Annotated in this window: 21 protein-coding genes; 9 read left to right on the top strand and 12 right to left on the bottom strand. The window is 69.9% G+C overall.

Annotation, left to right across the window (positions count from 1 at the left end; translation table 11 throughout):
- From MRBLWO12_RS17550 to MRBLWO12_RS17535, 4 genes are all read right to left on the bottom strand, one after another.
- Positions 1–1,089 carry an ABC transporter permease gene (locus MRBLWO12_RS17550; RefSeq protein ID WP_363557800.1) on the bottom strand — a complete coding sequence of 363 codons (1,089 nt, stop codon included), beginning with the start codon at positions 1,087–1,089 and terminating at the stop codon, positions 1–3.
- Positions 1,086–1,901 carry an ABC transporter ATP-binding protein gene (locus MRBLWO12_RS17545; protein WP_363557798.1) on the bottom strand — a complete coding sequence of 272 codons (816 nt, stop codon included), beginning with the start codon at positions 1,899–1,901 and terminating at the stop codon, positions 1,086–1,088. Before MRBLWO12_RS17545 ends, MRBLWO12_RS17550 begins: the two co-directional genes overlap by 4 nt.
- Complete coding sequence (locus tag MRBLWO12_RS17540) at positions 1,898–2,722, bottom strand: ABC transporter ATP-binding protein (RefSeq protein ID WP_363557796.1); 825 nt, start codon at positions 2,720–2,722, stop codon at positions 1,898–1,900. The genes MRBLWO12_RS17545 and MRBLWO12_RS17540 overlap by 4 nt, the downstream gene beginning before the upstream one ends.
- Positions 2,723–2,826: 104 nt before the next feature.
- Entirely contained in the window at positions 2,827–4,491 is a 1,665-nt protein-coding gene (locus MRBLWO12_RS17535; protein ID WP_363557794.1) for an ABC transporter substrate-binding protein, read from the bottom strand.
- A gap of 156 nt (positions 4,492–4,647) precedes the next feature.
- Here MRBLWO12_RS17535 and MRBLWO12_RS17530 point away from each other — a divergent pair, with 156 nt between their 5' ends.
- Positions 4,648–5,295, top strand: a complete 648-nt coding sequence (locus MRBLWO12_RS17530; protein WP_363557792.1) for a TetR/AcrR family transcriptional regulator — start codon at positions 4,648–4,650, stop codon at positions 5,293–5,295.
- Positions 5,296–5,432: 137 nt separating this feature from the next.
- Complete coding sequence (locus MRBLWO12_RS17525; RefSeq protein ID WP_363557790.1) at positions 5,433–6,647, top strand: amidohydrolase; 1,215 nt, start codon at positions 5,433–5,435, stop codon at positions 6,645–6,647.
- Between the two features lie 117 nt (positions 6,648–6,764).
- Here MRBLWO12_RS17525 and moaA read toward each other — a convergent pair whose 3' ends face one another.
- Both moaA and MRBLWO12_RS17515 read right to left on the bottom strand, forming a co-directional pair.
- Positions 6,765–7,859 carry a GTP 3',8-cyclase MoaA gene (gene moaA, locus MRBLWO12_RS17520; RefSeq protein ID WP_363557788.1) on the bottom strand — a complete coding sequence of 365 codons (1,095 nt, stop codon included), beginning with the start codon at positions 7,857–7,859 and terminating at the stop codon, positions 6,765–6,767.
- A 103-nt stretch (positions 7,860–7,962) separates the two neighbouring features.
- Positions 7,963–8,418, bottom strand: a complete 456-nt coding sequence (locus MRBLWO12_RS17515; protein WP_363557786.1) for a MarR family winged helix-turn-helix transcriptional regulator — start codon at positions 8,416–8,418, stop codon at positions 7,963–7,965.
- 62 nt (positions 8,419–8,480) lie between these two features.
- Here MRBLWO12_RS17515 and MRBLWO12_RS17510 point away from each other — a divergent pair, with 62 nt between their 5' ends.
- Positions 8,481–8,849 (top strand): VOC family protein, encoded by a 369-nt coding sequence (locus tag MRBLWO12_RS17510; RefSeq protein WP_363557784.1) that lies wholly within the window; start codon positions 8,481–8,483, stop codon positions 8,847–8,849.
- Positions 8,850–8,859: 10 nt separating this feature from the next.
- Here MRBLWO12_RS17510 and MRBLWO12_RS17505 read toward each other — a convergent pair whose 3' ends face one another.
- From MRBLWO12_RS17505 to MRBLWO12_RS17490, 4 genes are read right to left on the bottom strand one after another with little or no spacing between them, the layout of a single operon-like run.
- Positions 8,860–9,936 (bottom strand): ABC transporter ATP-binding protein, encoded by a 1,077-nt coding sequence (locus MRBLWO12_RS17505; protein WP_363557782.1) that lies wholly within the window; start codon positions 9,934–9,936, stop codon positions 8,860–8,862.
- On the bottom strand, positions 9,933–10,721 hold the full coding sequence (modB, locus tag MRBLWO12_RS17500) for a molybdate ABC transporter permease subunit (RefSeq protein ID WP_363557780.1): 789 nt from the start codon (positions 10,719–10,721) through the stop codon (positions 9,933–9,935). Before modB ends, MRBLWO12_RS17505 begins: the two co-directional genes overlap by 4 nt.
- Positions 10,718–11,500, bottom strand: a complete 783-nt coding sequence (gene modA / locus MRBLWO12_RS17495) for a molybdate ABC transporter substrate-binding protein (RefSeq protein WP_363557778.1) — start codon at positions 11,498–11,500, stop codon at positions 10,718–10,720. The genes modB and modA overlap by 4 nt, the downstream gene beginning before the upstream one ends.
- A gap of 2 nt (positions 11,501–11,502) precedes the next feature.
- On the bottom strand, positions 11,503–11,895 hold the full coding sequence (locus MRBLWO12_RS17490) for a TOBE domain-containing protein (RefSeq protein ID WP_363557776.1): 393 nt from the start codon (positions 11,893–11,895) through the stop codon (positions 11,503–11,505).
- Positions 11,896–12,003: 108 nt separating this feature from the next.
- On the opposite strand from MRBLWO12_RS17490, the gene MRBLWO12_RS17485 reads away from it, so the two are divergent.
- From MRBLWO12_RS17485 to MRBLWO12_RS17460, 6 genes are all read left to right on the top strand, one after another.
- Entirely contained in the window at positions 12,004–13,386 is a 1,383-nt protein-coding gene (locus MRBLWO12_RS17485) for a D-alanyl-D-alanine carboxypeptidase family protein (RefSeq protein WP_363557774.1), read from the top strand.
- A 66-nt stretch (positions 13,387–13,452) separates the two neighbouring features.
- On the top strand, positions 13,453–14,349 hold the full coding sequence (locus MRBLWO12_RS17480; protein ID WP_363557772.1) for a lipase family alpha/beta hydrolase: 897 nt from the start codon (positions 13,453–13,455) through the stop codon (positions 14,347–14,349).
- A 27-nt stretch (positions 14,350–14,376) separates the two neighbouring features.
- On the top strand, positions 14,377–15,162 hold the full coding sequence (locus MRBLWO12_RS17475) for a HesA/MoeB/ThiF family protein (protein WP_363557770.1): 786 nt from the start codon (positions 14,377–14,379) through the stop codon (positions 15,160–15,162).
- The gene (gene glp, locus MRBLWO12_RS17470) at positions 15,159–16,394 is read left to right on the top strand and encodes a gephyrin-like molybdotransferase Glp (protein ID WP_363557767.1); all 1,236 of its coding nucleotides are present in this window, start codon (positions 15,159–15,161) and stop codon (positions 16,392–16,394) included. Before MRBLWO12_RS17475 ends, glp begins: the two co-directional genes overlap by 4 nt.
- A complete protein-coding gene (gene moaC / locus MRBLWO12_RS17465; protein WP_363557765.1) occupies positions 16,391–16,897 on the top strand; it encodes a cyclic pyranopterin monophosphate synthase MoaC in 507 nt (168 codons plus the stop codon). The genes glp and moaC overlap by 4 nt, the downstream gene beginning before the upstream one ends.
- Positions 16,894–17,127: a MoaD/ThiS family protein gene (locus MRBLWO12_RS17460; RefSeq protein WP_363557763.1), complete on the top strand. Its 234-nt coding sequence runs from the start codon at positions 16,894–16,896 to the stop codon at positions 17,125–17,127. Before moaC ends, MRBLWO12_RS17460 begins: the two co-directional genes overlap by 4 nt.
- Before the next feature lie 200 nt (positions 17,128–17,327).
- On the opposite strand, the gene MRBLWO12_RS17455 is transcribed toward MRBLWO12_RS17460, so the two are convergent.
- Together MRBLWO12_RS17455 and MRBLWO12_RS17450 are read right to left on the bottom strand one after the other, a co-directional pair.
- On the bottom strand, positions 17,328–17,762 hold the full coding sequence (locus tag MRBLWO12_RS17455; RefSeq protein WP_363557761.1) for a molybdenum cofactor biosynthesis protein MoaE: 435 nt from the start codon (positions 17,760–17,762) through the stop codon (positions 17,328–17,330).
- Complete coding sequence (locus MRBLWO12_RS17450) at positions 17,759–18,247, bottom strand: MogA/MoaB family molybdenum cofactor biosynthesis protein (RefSeq protein WP_363557759.1); 489 nt, start codon at positions 18,245–18,247, stop codon at positions 17,759–17,761. Before MRBLWO12_RS17450 ends, MRBLWO12_RS17455 begins: the two co-directional genes overlap by 4 nt.
- Position 18,248: the final 1 nt, after the last annotated feature.

Below are 18,248 nucleotides of genomic sequence, written 5' to 3'. Positions count from 1 at the left end.
TCAAGCCTCCGTCTGGCGCGTGCGCGGGTCGAGGTAGGCGTAGACGACATCCGCGAGGATGTTGGCCACGAGCACCGAGAGCGTGATCACCAGGAACACGCCCTGCATGAGCGCGTAGTCCTTGGCGTTGGTGGCGTCGAGAAGGAGCTTGCCGACGCCGGGGTAGCTGAAGACCATCTCCATCACGATCGTGCCGCCGACGATGAAGCCGATCGAGAGGGCGAAGCTCTGGATCTGCGGCAGCACCGCGTTGCGGGCGGCATACGACCACAGCACCCGCTTGTTCGGCATGCCCTTGGCCTGCGAGACCGTGATGTAGTCCTCGTCGAGCACGGTCAACATCATGTTGCGCATGCCGAGCATCCAGCCGCCGAGCGACGCGATGATGATCGTGAGCGCAGGCAGGGTGCCGTGCATGATCACCTGTCCGATGAAGTCGAAGCTCCACTCGGGCGGCTGCCCCTTGTCGTAGGCATGCGACGACGGGAACCACTTCAGCGTGGAGGAGAAGATCGCGATGGCGATCAGCCCGAGCCAGAAGTAGGGGATGGTGTTGAAGAACGTCGTGATCGGGATCAGCGCGTCGAGCTTGCTCCCCCGACGCCATCCGACGATCGCGCCGCCGACGGTGCCGATCGCGAACGAGATGATCGTCGCGATGCCGACCAGACCGAGCGTCCACGGCAGGGCAGCGGAGAGCACCTCGGCCACGGGTCGCAGACCGTGCAGGGTCGAGATGCCGAGGTCGCCGCGCAGCAGCATCCCCCAGTACTCGATGTACTGCTGCCAGATCGACTTGTCGGAGTCGATGCCGAGCAGGATGCGCAGCGACTCCGCCGCCTCGGGGCTGACGTTGCGGTTGCGCGCCAGGTACGAGCTGACCGCGTCGCCCTTCATGAAGCGCGGGAGGAAGAAGTTGATCGTGATGGCGGCCCAGAGGGTGAACAGGTAGAAGCCCGCCCGTCCGGCGAAGAAGCGCCAGGGCACATGGCGGCGCCCCTTCTCGGCGACCGTCGCCGTGGTGCCAACCTCGAGCGCATCGCGCTGGATGAGGTCGTTGTCGTCGAGCTGCGGGAATGCGGTGCTCACAGTGCCCCTCCGTTCATGGCCCCACCCGATGCCGTCGCGAAGTGCTTGTCCGGATCGGGCGATGCGGCGCGCAGTTCGCGCGTGTAGGGATCCTGCGGGTTGAGGATGACGTCATCCGCCGGCCCCCGCTCGACGACGCGTCCCTGGTTGAGCACCATGATCTCGTCACTGAAGTGGCGAGCGGTGGCGAGGTCGTGGGTGATGTAGAGCACGCCGAGGCCCTCCTCGCGCTGCAGGTCGGCGAGCAGGTTCAGCACGCCGAGGCGGATGGAGACGTCGAGCATCGAGACGGGTTCGTCGGCGACCAGCAGCGAGGGGCGAGAGGCCAACGCGCGGGCGATCGCGACGCGCTGACGCTGACCACCAGAGAGCTCGTGCGGGCGGCGGTCGATCACCGCATCCGCATCCAGGCGCACCCGGCCGAGCAGACGGCGCACCTCGTCCTCGGTGTCCTTCTTGGGCACGACGTCGTCGAGCCGGATGGGCCGCTCGAGGTGGTAGCGGATCGAGTGGTACGGGTTGAGCGAGGCGAACGGATCCTGGAACACCATCCGCAGCTGCTGCCGGTACTTTTGCAGCCCCTTGCCCCGGCGCGGGAGGGGAGTGCCGTCGAGCAGCACCTCACCGCGCGTGGGAGTCTCGAGCTGAGTGAGGATCTTGGCGATCGTGGACTTGCCGCTGCCCGACTGTCCGACCAGCCCGATGGTCTGACCCGAGACGAGCGTGAAGCTGACGTCGTCGAGCGCCTTCAGCTGCCCTGCTCCGCGCACGTTGTACGACTTCGTGACATTCCTGAACTCGAGCGTGGTCATCGCGTCAGCACTCCTCTCGCACCGGTCAGTCGGGGGAACGACGACAGCAGCGTCCGGGTGTATTCCTGCTGCGGTTGCGTCCAGATCTGCTCGGCCGTGGCGAGCTCGATGATCTCGCCCTCGCGCATGATCGCGATCCGGTCGCTGATCTCCAGCAGCAGCGGGAGGTCGTGGGTGATGAAGACGACCGAGAACCCGAACTCGTGCCGCAGCTGCGAGATCTGCGTGAGGATCTCGCGCTGCACCAGCACGTCCAGCGCGGTGGTCGGCTCGTCCATCACCATCAGCTGCGGACGCAGCGCCAAGGCCATCGCGATCATCACCCGCTGACGCATGCCGCCGGAGAGCTCGTGCGGGAACGAGCGGGTGCGCTGCCGGCCGACCTTGACGATCTCGAGCAGTTCCTCCGCCTCGGCGCGGCGCTGCCGCCGGTTCATGTCAGGACGGTGGATCTCGAACACGTCCTCCAGCTGCGATCCGATCGTGGCGACGGGGTTCAGTGCGTTCATGGCCCCCTGGAAGACCATCGAGACCTTGTCCCAGCGGAAGCGCTGCATCGCGTCGACATCGAGCGCGTTGATGTCGATGTCGACGCCGGATGCATCGTGGAAGGTCACGCTGCCGCTGGTGATGACGGCCGGCGCGCGCAGCAGACGCTGCACACCGTAGGCGAGGGTCGTCTTGCCGCATCCGCTCTCACCGGCGAGACCGAGGATCTCGCCGCGTTGCAGTTCGATGGACACGTTCTTCACCGCCTCGACGGGCGGATCGACGTCGTACACGACCGAGAAGTCGCGCACGCTGAGCAGGGGGTCTGTCATGGAAACGTCTTTCGTCGGAGAAGGAGAAGTGCCGGCCCTTCGACAGGCTCAGGGACCCAGGGCTGGCTGGGTGGGTGGCTGAGCCTGTCGAAGTCCATCGGGCTCTACTCGGCGGGCTTCAGCTTCGTGAGGATCTGCACGATGTTCTGCTGCGTCGGGTCGGCCGAGGCGTACGGGTCCTCGTCCGAGGGCCATCCGACGTAGTTGCGGGTGTTGAACTCTCCCAGCAGCGGGTGCGCGCCCAGCGGGATGGCCGGCACCTGCTCGGAGAAGATCGTCTGCAGCGTGTCGAGCGCGGTGGTGCGCTGCTCATCCGACGAGGCGTTGGCGTAGCTGTTCAGAGCCTCGGTCGCCGCCGGGTCGTCGAAGCGACCGAAGTTGAAGCCGGCGATGCCCTCCGGCGAGATCCAACGCGGGTCCATGGTCGACGTGTACAGACCGTACGCCGTGCCGCTGTCCTCGAGCCAGTGGATGATCGCCGAGAACGTGCCCTCGTCGCGCGGGCCCTGCCAGCCACCCCAGTCGGGCATGTCGATCTTGACCTCGGCGCCGATGGCCTCGTTCACGTCTTCCGCGATCAGCTCCTGCGCGGTGTTCCAGTCGCTCCAGCCCGAGGGCACGGAGAGCGTGAACGAGACGGGGGTGCCGTCGGGGTCGACCAGTGCGTCGTCCTTCCAGGTGTAGCCGGCGTCGGTCAGCAGGTCGCGGGCCTTCTCGGCATCGACCTTGTACTCCTTGCCCTGGAACTCGGGCTGGATCTCGTCGTCGAGGATCGAGGAGAGACCGGTCACCGACCAGACGGCCTCGCTCGCGCCCTCGCGTGCGATGTCGACGTACGCGTCGCGGTCGATCACCCAGGCGAGCGCCTGGCGGAACGCGGGGTCGTCGAACGGCTTCTGCTGCAGGTTCATGAACAGCGTCGCGGAGCCGGTCGTCGGAGCGGCCCAGAACACGTTGTGCTCGGGGTCGGCGTCGATGAACTGCTCCTGCACCTGCGGGATGAACGCCTGCGCCCAGTCCGCCTCACCCTGTGCGAGCGCGGTCGTGAGAGCGGTGTTGTCGCCGTACGACACGTAGTGCAGCTCGGGCACGGCGAGGTCGCCGCCCCAGTAGTCGTCGCGGGCTTCGAGCGTGACCGACTCGGTGGACCAGTTGGAGAGCTCGTAGGGGCCGGTGCCGACCAGGTCGTCGCCCTTGACGGGGTCGGTCGCCGGCTCGTCGAAGTTCTCCCAGATGTGCTTCGGCACGATCGGCACGTGCAGCACGCGGGCCTGGTTGACGTACTTCGACTCGCCGAAGGTCAGGGTCACCGCGTCGCCGTCGACCTCGGCGCCCTCGAACTTGAGGCCGGCGGTGTCGAGGGCGGGCGTCGAGACGAGCTCGTAGGTGTAGACGATGTCATCCGCGGTGAACGGCTCACCGTCGCTCCACGTGACGTCCTTGCGGGGAACGACCGTGACGGCGGTGTAGTCGTCGTTCCACTCGATGCTCTCGGCGAGCCAGGGGGTGACACCACGGTCACCGGTCTGGTTCACCAGGCCGAGCGTCTCGAAGATCACCTTGCCGTAGCCGTACTTCGACGCCGACGAGTCGCCGACGTAGGGGTTGTTCGACTCGGCGGTGATGGCACCGTCGGGCTTCGCGATGGTCAGTGCGGGGGAATCGCCGGTGTTCGCGTCATCGCCACCGCCGGACGAGCATCCGGCGAGGGCCGAGACGCCGAGGGCGGTGATCGCGGTCGCGGCGATCAGAGACTTTCTGAGCTTCATTGCTTCTCCTTGGGCACGGTCATTGTGCTGCGTCGCCGTCGGATGGGGATCCGGGGCTGTCGTGATTTGCTTACTGTCGAGAAAGTAAGCTTCCGTGAGGTTACCCACTGGTAAGTAAGATGGCAAGTGCACGATCACAAGCGAGAGGGGGTCGTGATGAAGGACACCGACGAGACGTCCCGCGTGCGCCCGGCGACCCGAGCGAAACGCGAGCAGATCCTCAAGGCCGCCGTGGAGATCTTCGGCAATAAGGGCTCGACCAACGGCACCCTCGCCGACGTCGCCGAGCAGGTCGGCATCACGCACGCCGGCGTGCTGCACCACTTCGGCTCCAAGCAGAAGCTGCTGCTCGAAGTGCTCGCGTACCGCGATCAGGCCGACGTCGCGAACCTCGCGGAGAAGCACATCCCCGACGGCCCCGAGCTGTTCCTCCACCTCGTGCGCACCGCATTCGCCAACGAGCTGCGCCCCGGCATCGTGCAGGCGTACACCGTGCTGTCCTCGGAATCGGTGACCGACGACCACCCCGGCCGCGAGTACTTCGAAGACCGGTACACCACGCTCCGCCGCGAGGTCACCGCCGCGTTCCACGAGCTCTGTGCGCAAGAAGGCGTGACCGAGCCCGAGACGATCGCCGCGGCATCCGCCAGCATCCTCGCGGTCATGGACGGACTGCAGCTGCAGTGGCTGCTGCACCCCGACCTGATCGAGCTCGGCGAGACCAGCGAGTTCGCGATCAGGGCGATCGTGAACGCCGTGCTGCACCCCGGGCCCGCGCTCACGACCTACGCGCGCCCAGCCTGACCTCGCGGCATCCGCTCAGACCCACCACGCCCGCCGAGACCCACCGCTCCCGACGCCGGCGACGGTGGGCCTGGGCGCGGGCGGTGGGTCTCGTTGCCGCGGGCGGGCTCTGGAGACCACCCAGCTAGGCTCGGGCCATGACGATCGATCTCGAAGCGCTCTACATCGACCTGCATCAGCATCCGGAACTCTCCTTCCAGGAGACCCGCACCGCCGGCATCGCCGCCGCGCATCTGCGGGATCTGGGCCTGGAGGTGCACGAGGGCATCGGCGTCACCGGAGTGGTGGGCGTGCTCGTCAACGGCGAGGGGCCGGTCGTGTGGGTGCGCGCCGACATGGATGCGCTCCCGGTCGGCGAGCAGAGCGGACGGCCGTACGCCAGCACCGCGACGGGCATCGACCCGGCGGGCAACACCGTTCCGGTCATGCACGCGTGCGGACACGACATGCACGTGACCGCGATGATCGGCGCCGTCGAGAAGCTCGTCGCCGAGCGCGCCGAGTGGTCGGGCACCCTGGTCGTGCTCATCCAGCCGGCCGAGGAGTACGGCGCCGGCGCACGGGCGATGCTCGACGGCGGCCTGCTCGACCTGGTTCCGAAGCCCGACATCGTGCTCGGTCAGCACGTCACCCCGCTCCCCGCCGGCACGATCGGCGTGCGACCTGGCACGCAGATGGCAGCGTCCGACGGACTGACCGTCACGCTCCACGGTCGCGGCGGGCACGGTTCGCGGCCGCACTCCACGATCGACCCCATCGTCATGGCCGCGGCGACCGTCATGCGCCTGCAGACCATCGCCTCGCGCGAGGTCGACCCCCGCGATGTCGCCGTCGTGACGGTCGGCTCGATCCACGCGGGCCTCAAGAACAACATCATCCCGGCCGAGGCGAAGCTCGAGCTCAGCCTGCGCTACCCCAACGATGAGATGCGCGACAAGGTTCTCGCGAGCGTCGAGCGCATCGTGCGGGCGGAGGCCGCGGCATCCGGTGCCGAGAAGGAACCCGAGATCCGCACCGACCACACCCTGCCCCCGACCATCAACGACGATGAGGCCACGGCCCGCGTCACGGCGGCGCTGCAGCGGGCGCTCGGCGAGGCATCTGTCATGGACCCCGGCATGTTCACCGGCAGCGAGGACGTGTCGTGGTTCGCGCGCGACACCGGCGCTCCGCTGGTGTTCTGGTTCTGGGGCGGCATCGACCCGGTGACCTTCGCCGCGGCGATGGCGGCGGGCACGCTCGACAGGGACATCCCGACGAACCACTCCCCGTACTTCGCGCCGGAGATCCACCCGACCATCGAGGTCGGCGTCACCGCCCTGTCGGCCGCAGCGCGCGAGTTCCTGGACTGAGCCCGCGTTCACAACTCAGGACAAACGCGACCATCCGGGGCCGGAAGTCGACTTTCGGCCCCCGAAGGCTCGTACTCTCCTGAGTTGTGAACGACGAGCCGCCGAGCAACGGCGCTCTCAGCCGCCGATCGCGTTCATCCCGCGCGCCGGCTGCAGGAACGAGGGGTCGTTGATCGCGTGTCCCGGCAGCTTGCCGTGTATGCACGAGCGCAGCATGTCGGCGATCCCGTCGGAGCGGTCGCCGGGCATCGAGCCCTCGCCCCGCAGCACCCCGATGAGGTCGTACTCGGCGTTGGAGAACAGGCAGTTGCGCAGCTGTCCGTCGGCGGTCAGCCGCAGTCGATCGCAGGCCCCGCAGAACGGTGCAGTCACCGAAGCGATCACGCCGACCTCGTGCGGGCCTCCATCGATGCGCCACTTCTCGGCCGGTGCGCCGCCGCGGCCCTCGACCGGGTCGAGAGTCCAGCGCTCGCCCAGCGACGCAAGGATCTCCTCGCGTGTGACCATCGACGCGCGATCCCAGGTGTGCCCGGCATCCAGCGGCATCTGCTCGATGAAGCGCAGCTGCGCGCCGACCCCGATGGCAAAGTCCACCAGCTCGACCAGCTCGTCGTCATTGACTCCGCGCATCGCGACGGCGTTGAGCTTGAGTGGGCGCAGCGAGGATGCCGCGGCGGCGGCGATGCCCTCGAACACGTCGTCGAGACGGTCGCGACGCGTGAGGTCGGCGAAGCGCTGACGGTTCACGGTGTCGATGCTGATGTTCAGCCGCGTGAGACCGGCGTCGATCAGGGCAGGGAGCTTCGGGGCCAGGCTGATGCCATTGGTCGTCATCGCGACCTCGACGGGGCCGTCCTCCCCCTCGATCCGCGCGATCCGGCGCACGACCTCGATGATGTCGGCGCGCAGCAGAGGCTCGCCTCCCGTGAGGCGGAAGGTGCGGATGCCGAGGGAGGCAGCCACTTCGGCGACCTCGACGATCTCGTCGGTGGACAGGATGCTGGTGCGCGCGAGCCACTCGTTGCCCTGCTCGGGCATGCAGTACGTGCAGCGCAGCGAGCACCTGTCGGTGAGCGAGATGCGCAGGTCGCGGTGCACCCGGCCGTGCGTGTCGACGAGGCCTCCGGCCATCGAAGCACCGGCCATCGACGCAGCGGGCACGGGCCCGTTCTGCGGGGCGCGCACGCCGATCACGACCGGTACGGCCGTCATGGCGTTGCCCTGCTCCCCATCGTCCGAGACTAGCCTGCGGAATACCGGTCAGGGCGGTGCGGCGGCGACCACCGGCAGATTGCCAGCATTTCCGTGCCCGCGGTCAGGAGTCCCCGGCGTCGCGCAGCGAGTGGATCATGCCGCGCAGGAGCCGACGCGCTTCCGCCTGCTGGTCATCGCTCATCCCGCCGAGCATCCGCACTTCGACAGAGCGCACCGCCGCACTCGCCTCCTGCCGCTTCCGCTCCCCGAGCGGGGTGAGCCGCGTGGGAAGAGCCTTGCCCACCGGGGCCTCGGTCGCTCTCGTCACGGATCCGTCCCGCTCGAGCGCCTGCAGCAGCACGTTCATCGACTGGCGCGTCACGAAGGTGCCGCGCGCGAGTTCCGAGTTCGACAGGCCGGGGCGCTGCGCCAGCAACTCCAGGCACGAGTAGTGCGTCACCGTCATTCCGAGCGGCCGCAGCACCTCCTCCATGGCCGCGCGAAGAGCGCTCGAGGCTTCCTTCAGCAGATAGCCGAGCGATGTCTCCAGGTGGATGACCTCTCCGTCTTGACTCATGTCAGTATTCTGACATATGGTGATGCATGTCAGATAACTGACACATGATCAAGGAGCTCACCATGCCCGTCACCGGTCCCGACTTCATCTCCCTCCAGGCACGCGACCTCGCCGGATCGCAGGCCTTCTACGAGAAGTACCTCGGCCTCGTCCGCTCGCCCGCCGGCCCCCCGCATGCCGTGGTCTTCCATACCGCCCCGATCGCCTTCGCCCTGCGCGACATCGTTCCCGGCACCGACCTCGACTCCGTGCCGCAGCCGGGCGTCGGAGCGGCGATCTGGCTCCACGCCACCGGGGTCCAGGAGATCCACGATGCACTGGTCGCCGACGGCCACACCATCGTGTCGGCGCCGATCGACGGCCCCTTCGGCCGCACGTTCACCTTCGCCGACCCGGACGGATACCAGATCACCCTGCACGACCGCGCCTGAGCCGCCGAAGTCAGTCGACCGCCACGAACCGCACATCCGCGGGGTCGATGCACAGGTGCACCTCGTCGCCCGGCGCGAGCCCCTCGGCATCCGACAGCGAGACGTCGACCTGACAGAGCTCGGTGTGCACCCGGATGCCGGCGAGCGTGGCTTCGAGTCGGATGATGCGGCTGCGCCAGGCGTCCGCGGTGTCCGCGGTCACGAGGCGCACGGCGTCCGGACGGAACACGGCGGCGAGAGGCGTGCCTGCCGCGGCCGCCCGTGCCGGCGCAGCGGCATCCGCGCTGCAGAGTCGCACATCCCCGACCCGCAACGCACCCCCGTCGGCGGCACCGACGACCCGGTTGACACCGGCGATCGAGGCGACGAAACCGGATGCCGGAGCCGCCAGCACCTCGCGCACGGGACCGCTCTGCGTGACACGGCCGGCCTCCACGATGAACAGCCGCTCGGCGAGCGCGATCGCGTCCGCGGCGTCGTGCGTCACGGCGATCGTCGTCACCCCCGCGAGCTGGTCGTGCAGCATCCGCCGGATTTCGCCCGCCGTCTCCGGGTCGAGGGCGACGAGCGGCTCATCCAGCAGCACGGCGCGGGGCGATGCGGCGAGCGCCCGCGCGACCGCGACGCGCTGCCCCTCACCTCCGGAGAGCTCCCGCGGCATCCGATCCCCCGCCCCGGGGAGGCCGACGCGCACGAGCAACTCGTCGGCGGAGTCTCGAGCCGACCGGGTGTCGACGCCCGCGGCACGGGGACCGAAGGCGACGTTCTCCCTCACGGACAGGTGCGGGAACAGCCGCGGTTCCTGACTCAGCAGCACGATGCCGCGATTCATCGGGGGCGTCTGCACGCGCGGAGCGGCGGCGCGGTCGACGACCCGCCCTTCGATCGTGATCTCACCGGCGGTCAACGGCTCGAGCCCGGCGAGCGCCTGCAGCAGCGTCGACTTGCCGGCACCGCTGGGTCCCATGACCGCGATGGTCTCGCCGGCCGCGACCTCGACCTCCACGTCGACGGCGAAGTGCTCGCGTGCGACCACGACGTGCGCCCGCAGGCCCGGCGTGCGGGCGTCGACGCCCCCGACACTCATCGCGCAGCTCCCGGTCGCCAGCCGCGCACGAGCAGCAGCACCACGATCGCGGTGGCGAGCAGCAGCAGGGCGAGCGCGACCGCCGTGCCCTGCGTGACGCCCGCGCCGTTGAACGCGGTGTAGATCGCGAGGGGCATGGTCTGGGTGACCCCCGGCCGGTTGCCGGCGAACAGGGCGGTCGCCCCGAACTCCCCGATGGCCCGCGCGAAGCAGAGCACGACGCCGGCCACGATGCCGGGGCCCGCGAGGGGCAGGGTGATGCGGCGCAGAATCGTCCAGCGACCGGCCCCGAGCGCAGCGGCCGTGCGCTCGTACTCGACGCCGGAGGTGCGCACTGCGCCTTCCACGGCGAGCACCAGGAACGGCAGAGCGACGAAGGTCTGCGCGAGCACGACCGCGGGCGTGCTGAACGAGAGTCCCAGCCCGCCGAGCCACCCCGCACGCCCGAACAGGTACAGCAGCGCGACGCCGCCCACCATCGGTGGCAGCACCAGCGGAACCGTGACGACGGCCCGCAGCACGGCGGCCAGGCGCGGCCCCGATCGAGCGATGTACAGCGCGAGCGGCACCCCCACGATGATGCACAGCACGGTGGCCACCAGTCCGGTCCCGAGCGAGAGCGCCAGCGCCGACAGCGCCGCCTCGGATGTCACATCGGTGAGGAAGGTCGACCACTGCACCCGCGCGACGAGTGCGGCAAGCGGCACGACCAGGAAGGCCAGACCGATCAGGGCGGGGATGGCGAGCGCGCGCGGAGCGTATCCCCGCGCCCCGGCCGCACTCACGGCGCCCCGAACCCGAAGTCCGCCAGCATCCCCTGCCCCGCGTCCGACAGCACGAACGCCACGAACGCGTCGGCGGCGGCCGGGTTCGGAGCGCCGGTGAGCGCCGCGATCGGGTAGTGGTTGACGACGTCGTCGGCGTTCTCGGGCACGATCACCTCGACGTCGTCGCGACCGATCACGTCGGTGGCGTACACGAGACCGGCATCGGCTTCGGATGCCGCGACCTTGGTCAGCACGGCCGTCACGTTCTGTTCGAGGCTCGCGGCGTCCACCGTGACCCCGGCCGCGGCGAGGAGTTTCGCGGATGCCGCACCGCAGGGCACCTCGGGGGCGCACAGCACGGTGGTCACGGCGGTCAGATCCGCGAGCGTCTTCACGTCTCCCGGATTACCGACCGGCACCGCGATCACGAGGGTGTTCGAGGCGAACAGCTCTGGATCGACCGCGACATCCGCCGCCTTGTGCATATTGGCCTCGTCGGCCGAGGCGAACACATCGGCCGGAGCGCCCTCGAGGATCTGCGTGACCAGGGTCGACGACCCGTCGTACACCGGGCGGAACTCCACCTCCGGGTTCTCCGCGACGAAGGCCTCGCCGATCGCATCGAACGCTCCCCCGAGGGATGCCGCGGCATAGACCGTGAGCTCGCCCCTCACGGTGCCCTCTGCCGCGGCGCCCGGTGACGACGGCGCAGTCTCGGCAGCACTCGCGCAGCCGGTAAGCGCGAGCACGGAGGCAGCGACGATCACCGTGACGGAGCGGAGCAGCGCGCGGTTCACGGTCACCCCTTCGGGACTTCGACGACGACCTGGGTCGCCTTGACGGATGCGGTGGCGAGCGAGCCGACCTCGAGCTGCAGTTCCTGCGCGGCCTCCGCCGACATGAGCGAGACCACGCGATGCGGTCCGGACTGGATGTCGACCTGCGCCATCAGCCCCTCGATCTGCACCCTGGTCACGATGCCGACGAAGCGGTTGCGCGCGCTGGACAGCGCGTCTCCAGCATCCGTGGCCTCGGTGGCGAGCGTGATCGCGCGAGCGGCGAGCGCGTCGCCGGGGATCTCCGCCGGCACGGCGTCGGTCACGGGCAGCAACCTCTGATCGATCCAGCGGCGCACGGTGTCGTCGCTCACCCCGAGCAGCTGTGCGGCGCGAGCGATCCGGTAGGTCTGCATGCTGCCGAGGTTACCGCAGATGCGGATGCATCACGCCGAATACGCCGCAATTGCGTCACCATGGATCGTTCCTCCCCGCGGACCCGCATCGGCGCTACGGTGTTCGTCATGCCAGACGCGACCGGTGAGGGGACCTCGATGACGGCACCGAGCCCTCCATCGGACGGGCTTTCCGAGTTCGCGGAGTTGATGACCCACGAGCAGGATCTCGCGGATGATCGTGATCGAATCACCCCGGAGGTGCGCAGAGCACGCAGACGCCGGGGACTCATCGTCACCGCCGTCAGTCTCGTCCTGCTGCTGGCCGCGTGCGGGGGATACATCGGGTGGGCTCTCACCGCCCCCGTGGCTGCGCCCGAGGTGAGCACGCAGACGCCGCAGGTCCCGGCCGTCGAGGCTGCCGTCGGCGTCGTTCCCCCGGCAAACGCCTCAGCCATCAGCATCTCCGGCGCGGACGCATATCTGGGCGAGGGTGCGAGTGGAATCTGGTCGTCGAGCGGAACCGGCGACCCTCGCCCCATCGCGAGCATCACGAAGCTCATCACTGCGATGGTCATCCTCGACACCGTCCCTCTGGCCTCCGCGGACGACCCAGGCCCCACGATCACCTTCACCAAGGCCGACCACGACCTCTACGACAGGTACTACGTGCAGGGCGCGACCATCGCCCCCATGCCCACCGGCACCGCGATGTCGCTGCATGACGCCCTGGCCGCCATGCTGATCCCCTCGGCGAGCAACTACGCCGAGGCACTGTCGTCGCAGATCTTCGGATCGCAGAACGCGTTCCTCGCAGCGACGCGCAGCTGGCTCTCCGCCCATGGACTGACCGGCACCACGATCACGGAGCCCACCGGCATCAGCCCGCGCAATACGAGCACGCCCGCCGACCTCCTGGCGATCGGGAAGCTCGCGGCCGCTCATCCGGCCATCGCTCAGATCGTCGCGACCTCGTCGATCTCGCTCCCCGGAGCCGGCCAGCTCTACAACACCAACGGCCTTCTGGGGACCTCCGGGATCACGGGATTGAAGACCGGCACCCTGGGCGAGGGCACGTACAGCCTGCTGTACACGGCGACCCTCGATGTGGGAGCCGCCGATCCACTGGCCGTGACCGGTGTCATTCTCGGAGGAGACTCGCGCGAGTCGGTGAACGCCGGCGCGATCGCGGTCTTGGACAGCATCCGCGCCGGTTTCCACGAGGTGCCGCTCGCATCCGGCCAGGAAGTCGGCACGATCTCGACACCGTGGGGATCCACCGCTGAGCTGATCATCGGAGAGGCGGCATCGATCTTCACCTGGTCCGACACCCCGATCGTCGTGACCATGGACATCAAGACCCCGCCGACGTACCAGGCTGGCTCTGTCGTGGGGACCGTCACCTGGACCGCCGGACCGAACACCGTCACGGCTCCGGTGACGATCCAGGGCAGCATCGACCAGCCGTCCGAGTGGTGGCGACTCACCCACCCGTCCGAGCTCGGCCGGTGACGACGTCCAGCGGCTGAGGCGTTCTGCCCTATTCTGACCGCGTACGCCGTCGAGAAGGAGCGCCATATGTCCACAGCCGTCGTCCTCGTGTCCGGTGGTGCCGCCGTGACGCCGTTCACGGACCCCGACCGCGCCAGCGGCTCAGGTCTCGCCGCCGGGAACACGCTCACCGCGCTCCGCGCGCATCTGCTCGCCCGCGGCGCGGCGGTCTTCACCGCACCCGCACGCCTCGGCCCCGGAGAGGTCAGGGAAGACACCGGCTGGCAGGGGTTCGCCGACGTGCCGGTCATCCTGCCCGCCGAGCTGACCGTCAACGCGGTGGGCAGCATCGACGAGGGCGGCACCCGCCTGGCCGCTTTCCTGCGGTGGCTCAGCGCGGAGCACGGCTTCGCCCGCATCGACCTCGTCGCCCACTCGATGGGCGGGCTGTTCTCGCGCGCCGCGATCCGCGAGCTGGGCGATGCGGGCCCGTCGGTGACGCGTCTCGTCACCCTCGGGACGCCCTGGGACGGCTCTCTGCTCGGCGACGTGCTCACCGACGAGATCTCCGTCACCGACGCCCACGGCGACGCCGGAACGACCCAGATCCTCGAGCGGTCACGCAGCTACGCGGCCGAGAACTCGCAGGGGGCGGCCGACCAGGTCTCGCGGCGCTTCCTCCGGACATGGAACGCCACTCAGGCGGGCGTGCTCGACGCGGTGAGCGTCACGGCAGTGGGTGCCGGGCACTTCCGCGCGGCCTCCGAACCGCGCCAGCTGTGGCCGCACGACGGGCTCGTCTCGCAGCAGAGCGCGCGCGCAGACGAGGTTCCGGTCGAGGTGCTCCCCCACGTCGCCCGCCGCACGTTCGAGCACGACGTGCACAGCATCTTCTTCGCAGACGCCTTCGATCTGCCCTGGGAACGAGCGCTCACCTGGGACCCCGACGTGTTCGCGGTCGTCGACGAGGCGCTCACGGACTGACTCGCGCCACGGGCATACGCTGATCCCATGCAGCCTCTCGTCGCCCCCGCGCCCGCGCTGGACCCGCAAGAGCTCGTCCGCACGGCCCGGCACGCCGTGCTCGCGGGCATCGGAGAAGAAGGTCAGCGCCGTCTGAGCGCTGCACGCGTGGCGGTCGTCGGTGCGGGAGGTCTCGGCTCCCCCGTGCTGCTGGCCCTGGCCGCTGCGGGGGTCGGATCGATCACGGTCATCGACGACGACATCGTGGAGCTCACGAACCTACAGCGTCAGCTCGCGCACCGCGTCGACGACATCGGCACCCACAAGACCGAGTCTGCCGCCCGCGCCGTCACGGCGCTCGCCCCGCAGACCGCTGTGACGCAGGTACCCGAACGCCTCGATGCCGCTAACGCCGCCCGGATCCTCGGGGGCGCGGATGTCGTGGTCGACACGAGCGACTCCTTCGCCACCCGCCGCGACGTCGCTGCCGCCGCCGAAACCCTCGGGGTGCCCGTGGTGTGGGGCGCCGTGCAGGAGTGGCACGCGCAGGTCACCGTGTTCTGGTCGGCGCCGCGCGAGGGCGAACCGGTGGTGCTCGCCGACCTCTTCCCCCCTGGCACCGAGGGCGAACCGCCCAGCTGCGCGCAGGTCGGCGTGCTCGGCGCGCTGTGCGTGCAGGTCGGCGGGATGCTGGCCGGCGAAGTGATCAAGCTCGTGACCGGCTCCGGGGAACCCCTGCTCGGTCGGCTCGCGGTGGTCGATGCTCTGGCCTCGCGCCAGCATGAGATCGCGATCCGCCCTGCCTCGTCCGCGACGGCGGAGGTGCACGCATGAGCGGGCGTCGTACGGTCGAGGACCAGCTCGCGCGTGTGCTCGCCGCGGTGCGGGTGCTCGATGCCGAGGCTCGTCCGGTGCGTTCGGCGGCAGGACGAACGCTGGCCGCTCCCGCCGCCGCCGCCCACGACATCCCGCTGTTCGACAACTCGGCGATGGATGGGTTCGCGGTACGGGGAGCCGATGTCGCCGCCGCATCCGAGGACAACCCGATCACTCTGCGAGTGGTCGCCGACCTGCCGGCGGGCGTCGCGCTCGACCCGCCGCTGGGTCCCGGCGACGCCGCACGGATCATGACCGGATCTCCCACGCCCGCCGACGCCGACGTGATCGTGCCGTTCGAGGACACGGAGGGCGGGCTCGCCGACTCCCTCGGCGAGGTGCGGGTGCTGCGCGCGCCCGCGAAGCCCGGCGTGTTCGTGCGCCGACGCGGCACCGACCTGCGCGCGGGTGACGAGGTGGTGCGCACCGGGGAGCGCCTGGGCGCCTTCCAGGTCGCGGCAGCGGTGGCGGCCGGCGTCGCCGAGGTCACGGTGACGCGCGCGCCCCGCGTGGCCGTGGTGTCGACGGGGAGCGAGCTGCTCGCACCCGGCGAGGCCGTGACCCGCGGCCACATCCCCGATTCGAACGGGCCTCTGCTCGAGCAGCTCGTCGCCGATGCCGACGCCGAGGTCGTGCTGGTCGCCCGCGTGACGGATGAGGCCGAGGCCGTGCGCGCCGTGACCGCCGAGGCCGTCGCGCTCGGCGCCGATGTCATCATCTTCACCGGCGGCGTGAGCGCCGGGGCCTACGAGCCTGTGCGCGGCGCCTTCGACGGCCAGGGCGAGGTGGAGTTCGCGAGCGTCGCGATGCAGCCGGGCAAGCCGCAGGCCTTCGGCGTGCTGAACAGTGGGGCTCTGGTGTTCGGGCTTCCGGGCAACCCCGTCAGCGTCGCCGTCTCGTTCGAGGTGTTCGTGCGCCCCGCGCTGCTCGCTCTGCAGGGGCGTGCTGAGATCCAGCGGCCGCGTGCGGTGTTCACCGCCGATGCGGCATGGACCACGCCCCCCGGCCGCCGCCAGTACCTCCCGGCGATCGTCGACCTCGCGACCCGCACCGTGCGCCCCGCCACCGCGGGTGGATCGGGATCACACCTGGCGGGTGGACTCGCACGAGCCCACGCGTTCGCGATCCTCCCGGCCGAGGTCGCGGCCGTCGCCGTGGGAGATCCGATCGATGTCATGCTGGTGGGATGAGCTTCCCTCACCTTGACGCTGCCGGCCGCGCCCACATGGTCGACGTGACCGCCAAGCAGCCGACCGTCCGCACGGCGACCGCTCGCGGATTCGTGCGCTGCAGCGCCGACGTGATCGCGGCCCTCCGTGACGGCACCGTGCCCAAGGGCGATGTGCTCGCCGTGGCGCGTATCGCCGGCATCCAGGCAGCCAAGTCCACCGCGTCGCTGCTGCCGCTGGCGCATGTGATCGGCGTGCACCGGGCGAGCGTCGAGCTCGAGATCGTCGACGACGGCGTGCGCATCGAGGCGACGGTCGGTACCGCCGACCGCACGGGCATCGAGATGGAAGCGCTCACGGCCGTATCCGTGACGGCTCTCGCGATCGTCGACATGATCAAGGGCGTCGACCGTGCCGTCGTGATCGAGGATGTACGCATCGTGGCGAAGTCGGGCGGCCGCTCCGGCGACTGGGTGCGCCCCGGCGAAGCCGACCCCTTCATCGGATCCGAGGACTCCCGATGACCCGCGTGCGCTACTTCGCCGCCGCCGCCGAGGCCGCGGGCACCGACAGCGAGGAGCGCAGCGAGGCCTCCCTCGTCGCACTGCGCGCAGCGGTCGTGACCGAGCATCCGGCTCTGGCCGACATCCTGCCGCGCTGCGCCGTCATGGTCGACGGGGTGCGCACCGACGGAGACCTCGCCCTCGACGACGCCGAACTCATCGACATCCTCCCGCCGTTCGCCGGCGGCTGACCGCGCGACCTCTCGCTGGCTGACGGCGCGACCTGCAGGACCGATGGCCACCTGCAGGACCGATCCGGGGCGATTCCGCCTGCAACCCGCGAGTTCTCCTGCAAGTGGCGCGTCAGGGTCGGGACGGATGCCGGAAGGACGGATGCCGGAAGGACGGATGCCGGGCGACGGATGCCGGGCCGGCGGGGTACCGCCTCGACTCAGCCGCCGATGCCCTTCCACGACGACGTCCCGTCGACCTCGAGCTGCCGCTTCCACACCGGCAGGTCGCTCTTGATCGCCTCGATGACGGCCCGGCACACCTCGAAGGCCTCGGCACGGTGCTCGGAGGCGACCGCGATCACGACAGCCGCGTCGCCGACGTCGAGCCGACCGACCCGGTGGGTCACGGCCACCACGGCGCGGGCATCCGCCCCGGCACCGGCCTGCTCCGCGATCCGCCGGAGCGCCGCCTCGGCATCCGGGTGAGCGCTGTACTCGAGCCCGACGACAGGGGTCGCCGCCTCCGGGTCGTTGTCACGCACCCGACCGACGAACGTCGTCACCGCGCCGAGGCGCGGGTCCTCCACCGCGGCGAGATGCGTGTCGAGGTCGAGCCGTTCCTCCGACACCGCTGCCAGTCGTACGTCGTTCATGAGTGATCTCCGCCCTCCACCTGATCCAGGATGTGCCCGGCGACGCCGAGCACCACGGGTACGCCGGATGCCACGGCACGGGGCGAACCGGGAAGATTCACCACGAGCATGCCGGCAGGGTCGACGATGCCGGCCAGACCGCGCGACAGCACGGACAGCGGCGTGTCGGCGAGGCCGCTGCGGCGCAGCTCCTCGGCGATCCCGGGGATCTCACGGGTGATCACCCGGCGCGTCCCCTCGGGCGTCAGGTCGCGGGGACCGACTCCGGTTCCGCCCGTGGTCACGACCAGCCGGATGCCGCGGGCGAGTGCTCGCCGCAGCGCATCCGCCACCGAACTCGCACCGTCGGCGATGATCTGAGGCTCCGGGCAGTGCCAGCCCGCTTCGCGCAGCAGCTCGACGGCGATCGGGCCTCCACGGTCCTCGCGCTCCCCCGCGGCAGATCGGTCCGAGACGGTGATCACGAGTGCGGGGAGCGGCGACATG

Origin of the sequence: Microbacterium sp. LWO12-1.2 (assembly GCF_040675875.1) — a bacterium.
In the GTDB taxonomy this organism is placed as follows: domain Bacteria; phylum Actinomycetota; class Actinomycetes; order Actinomycetales; family Microbacteriaceae; genus Microbacterium.
Note: the sequence above shows the minus strand (reverse complement) of the source record. Positions and strands in the feature narration are given on the sequence as shown.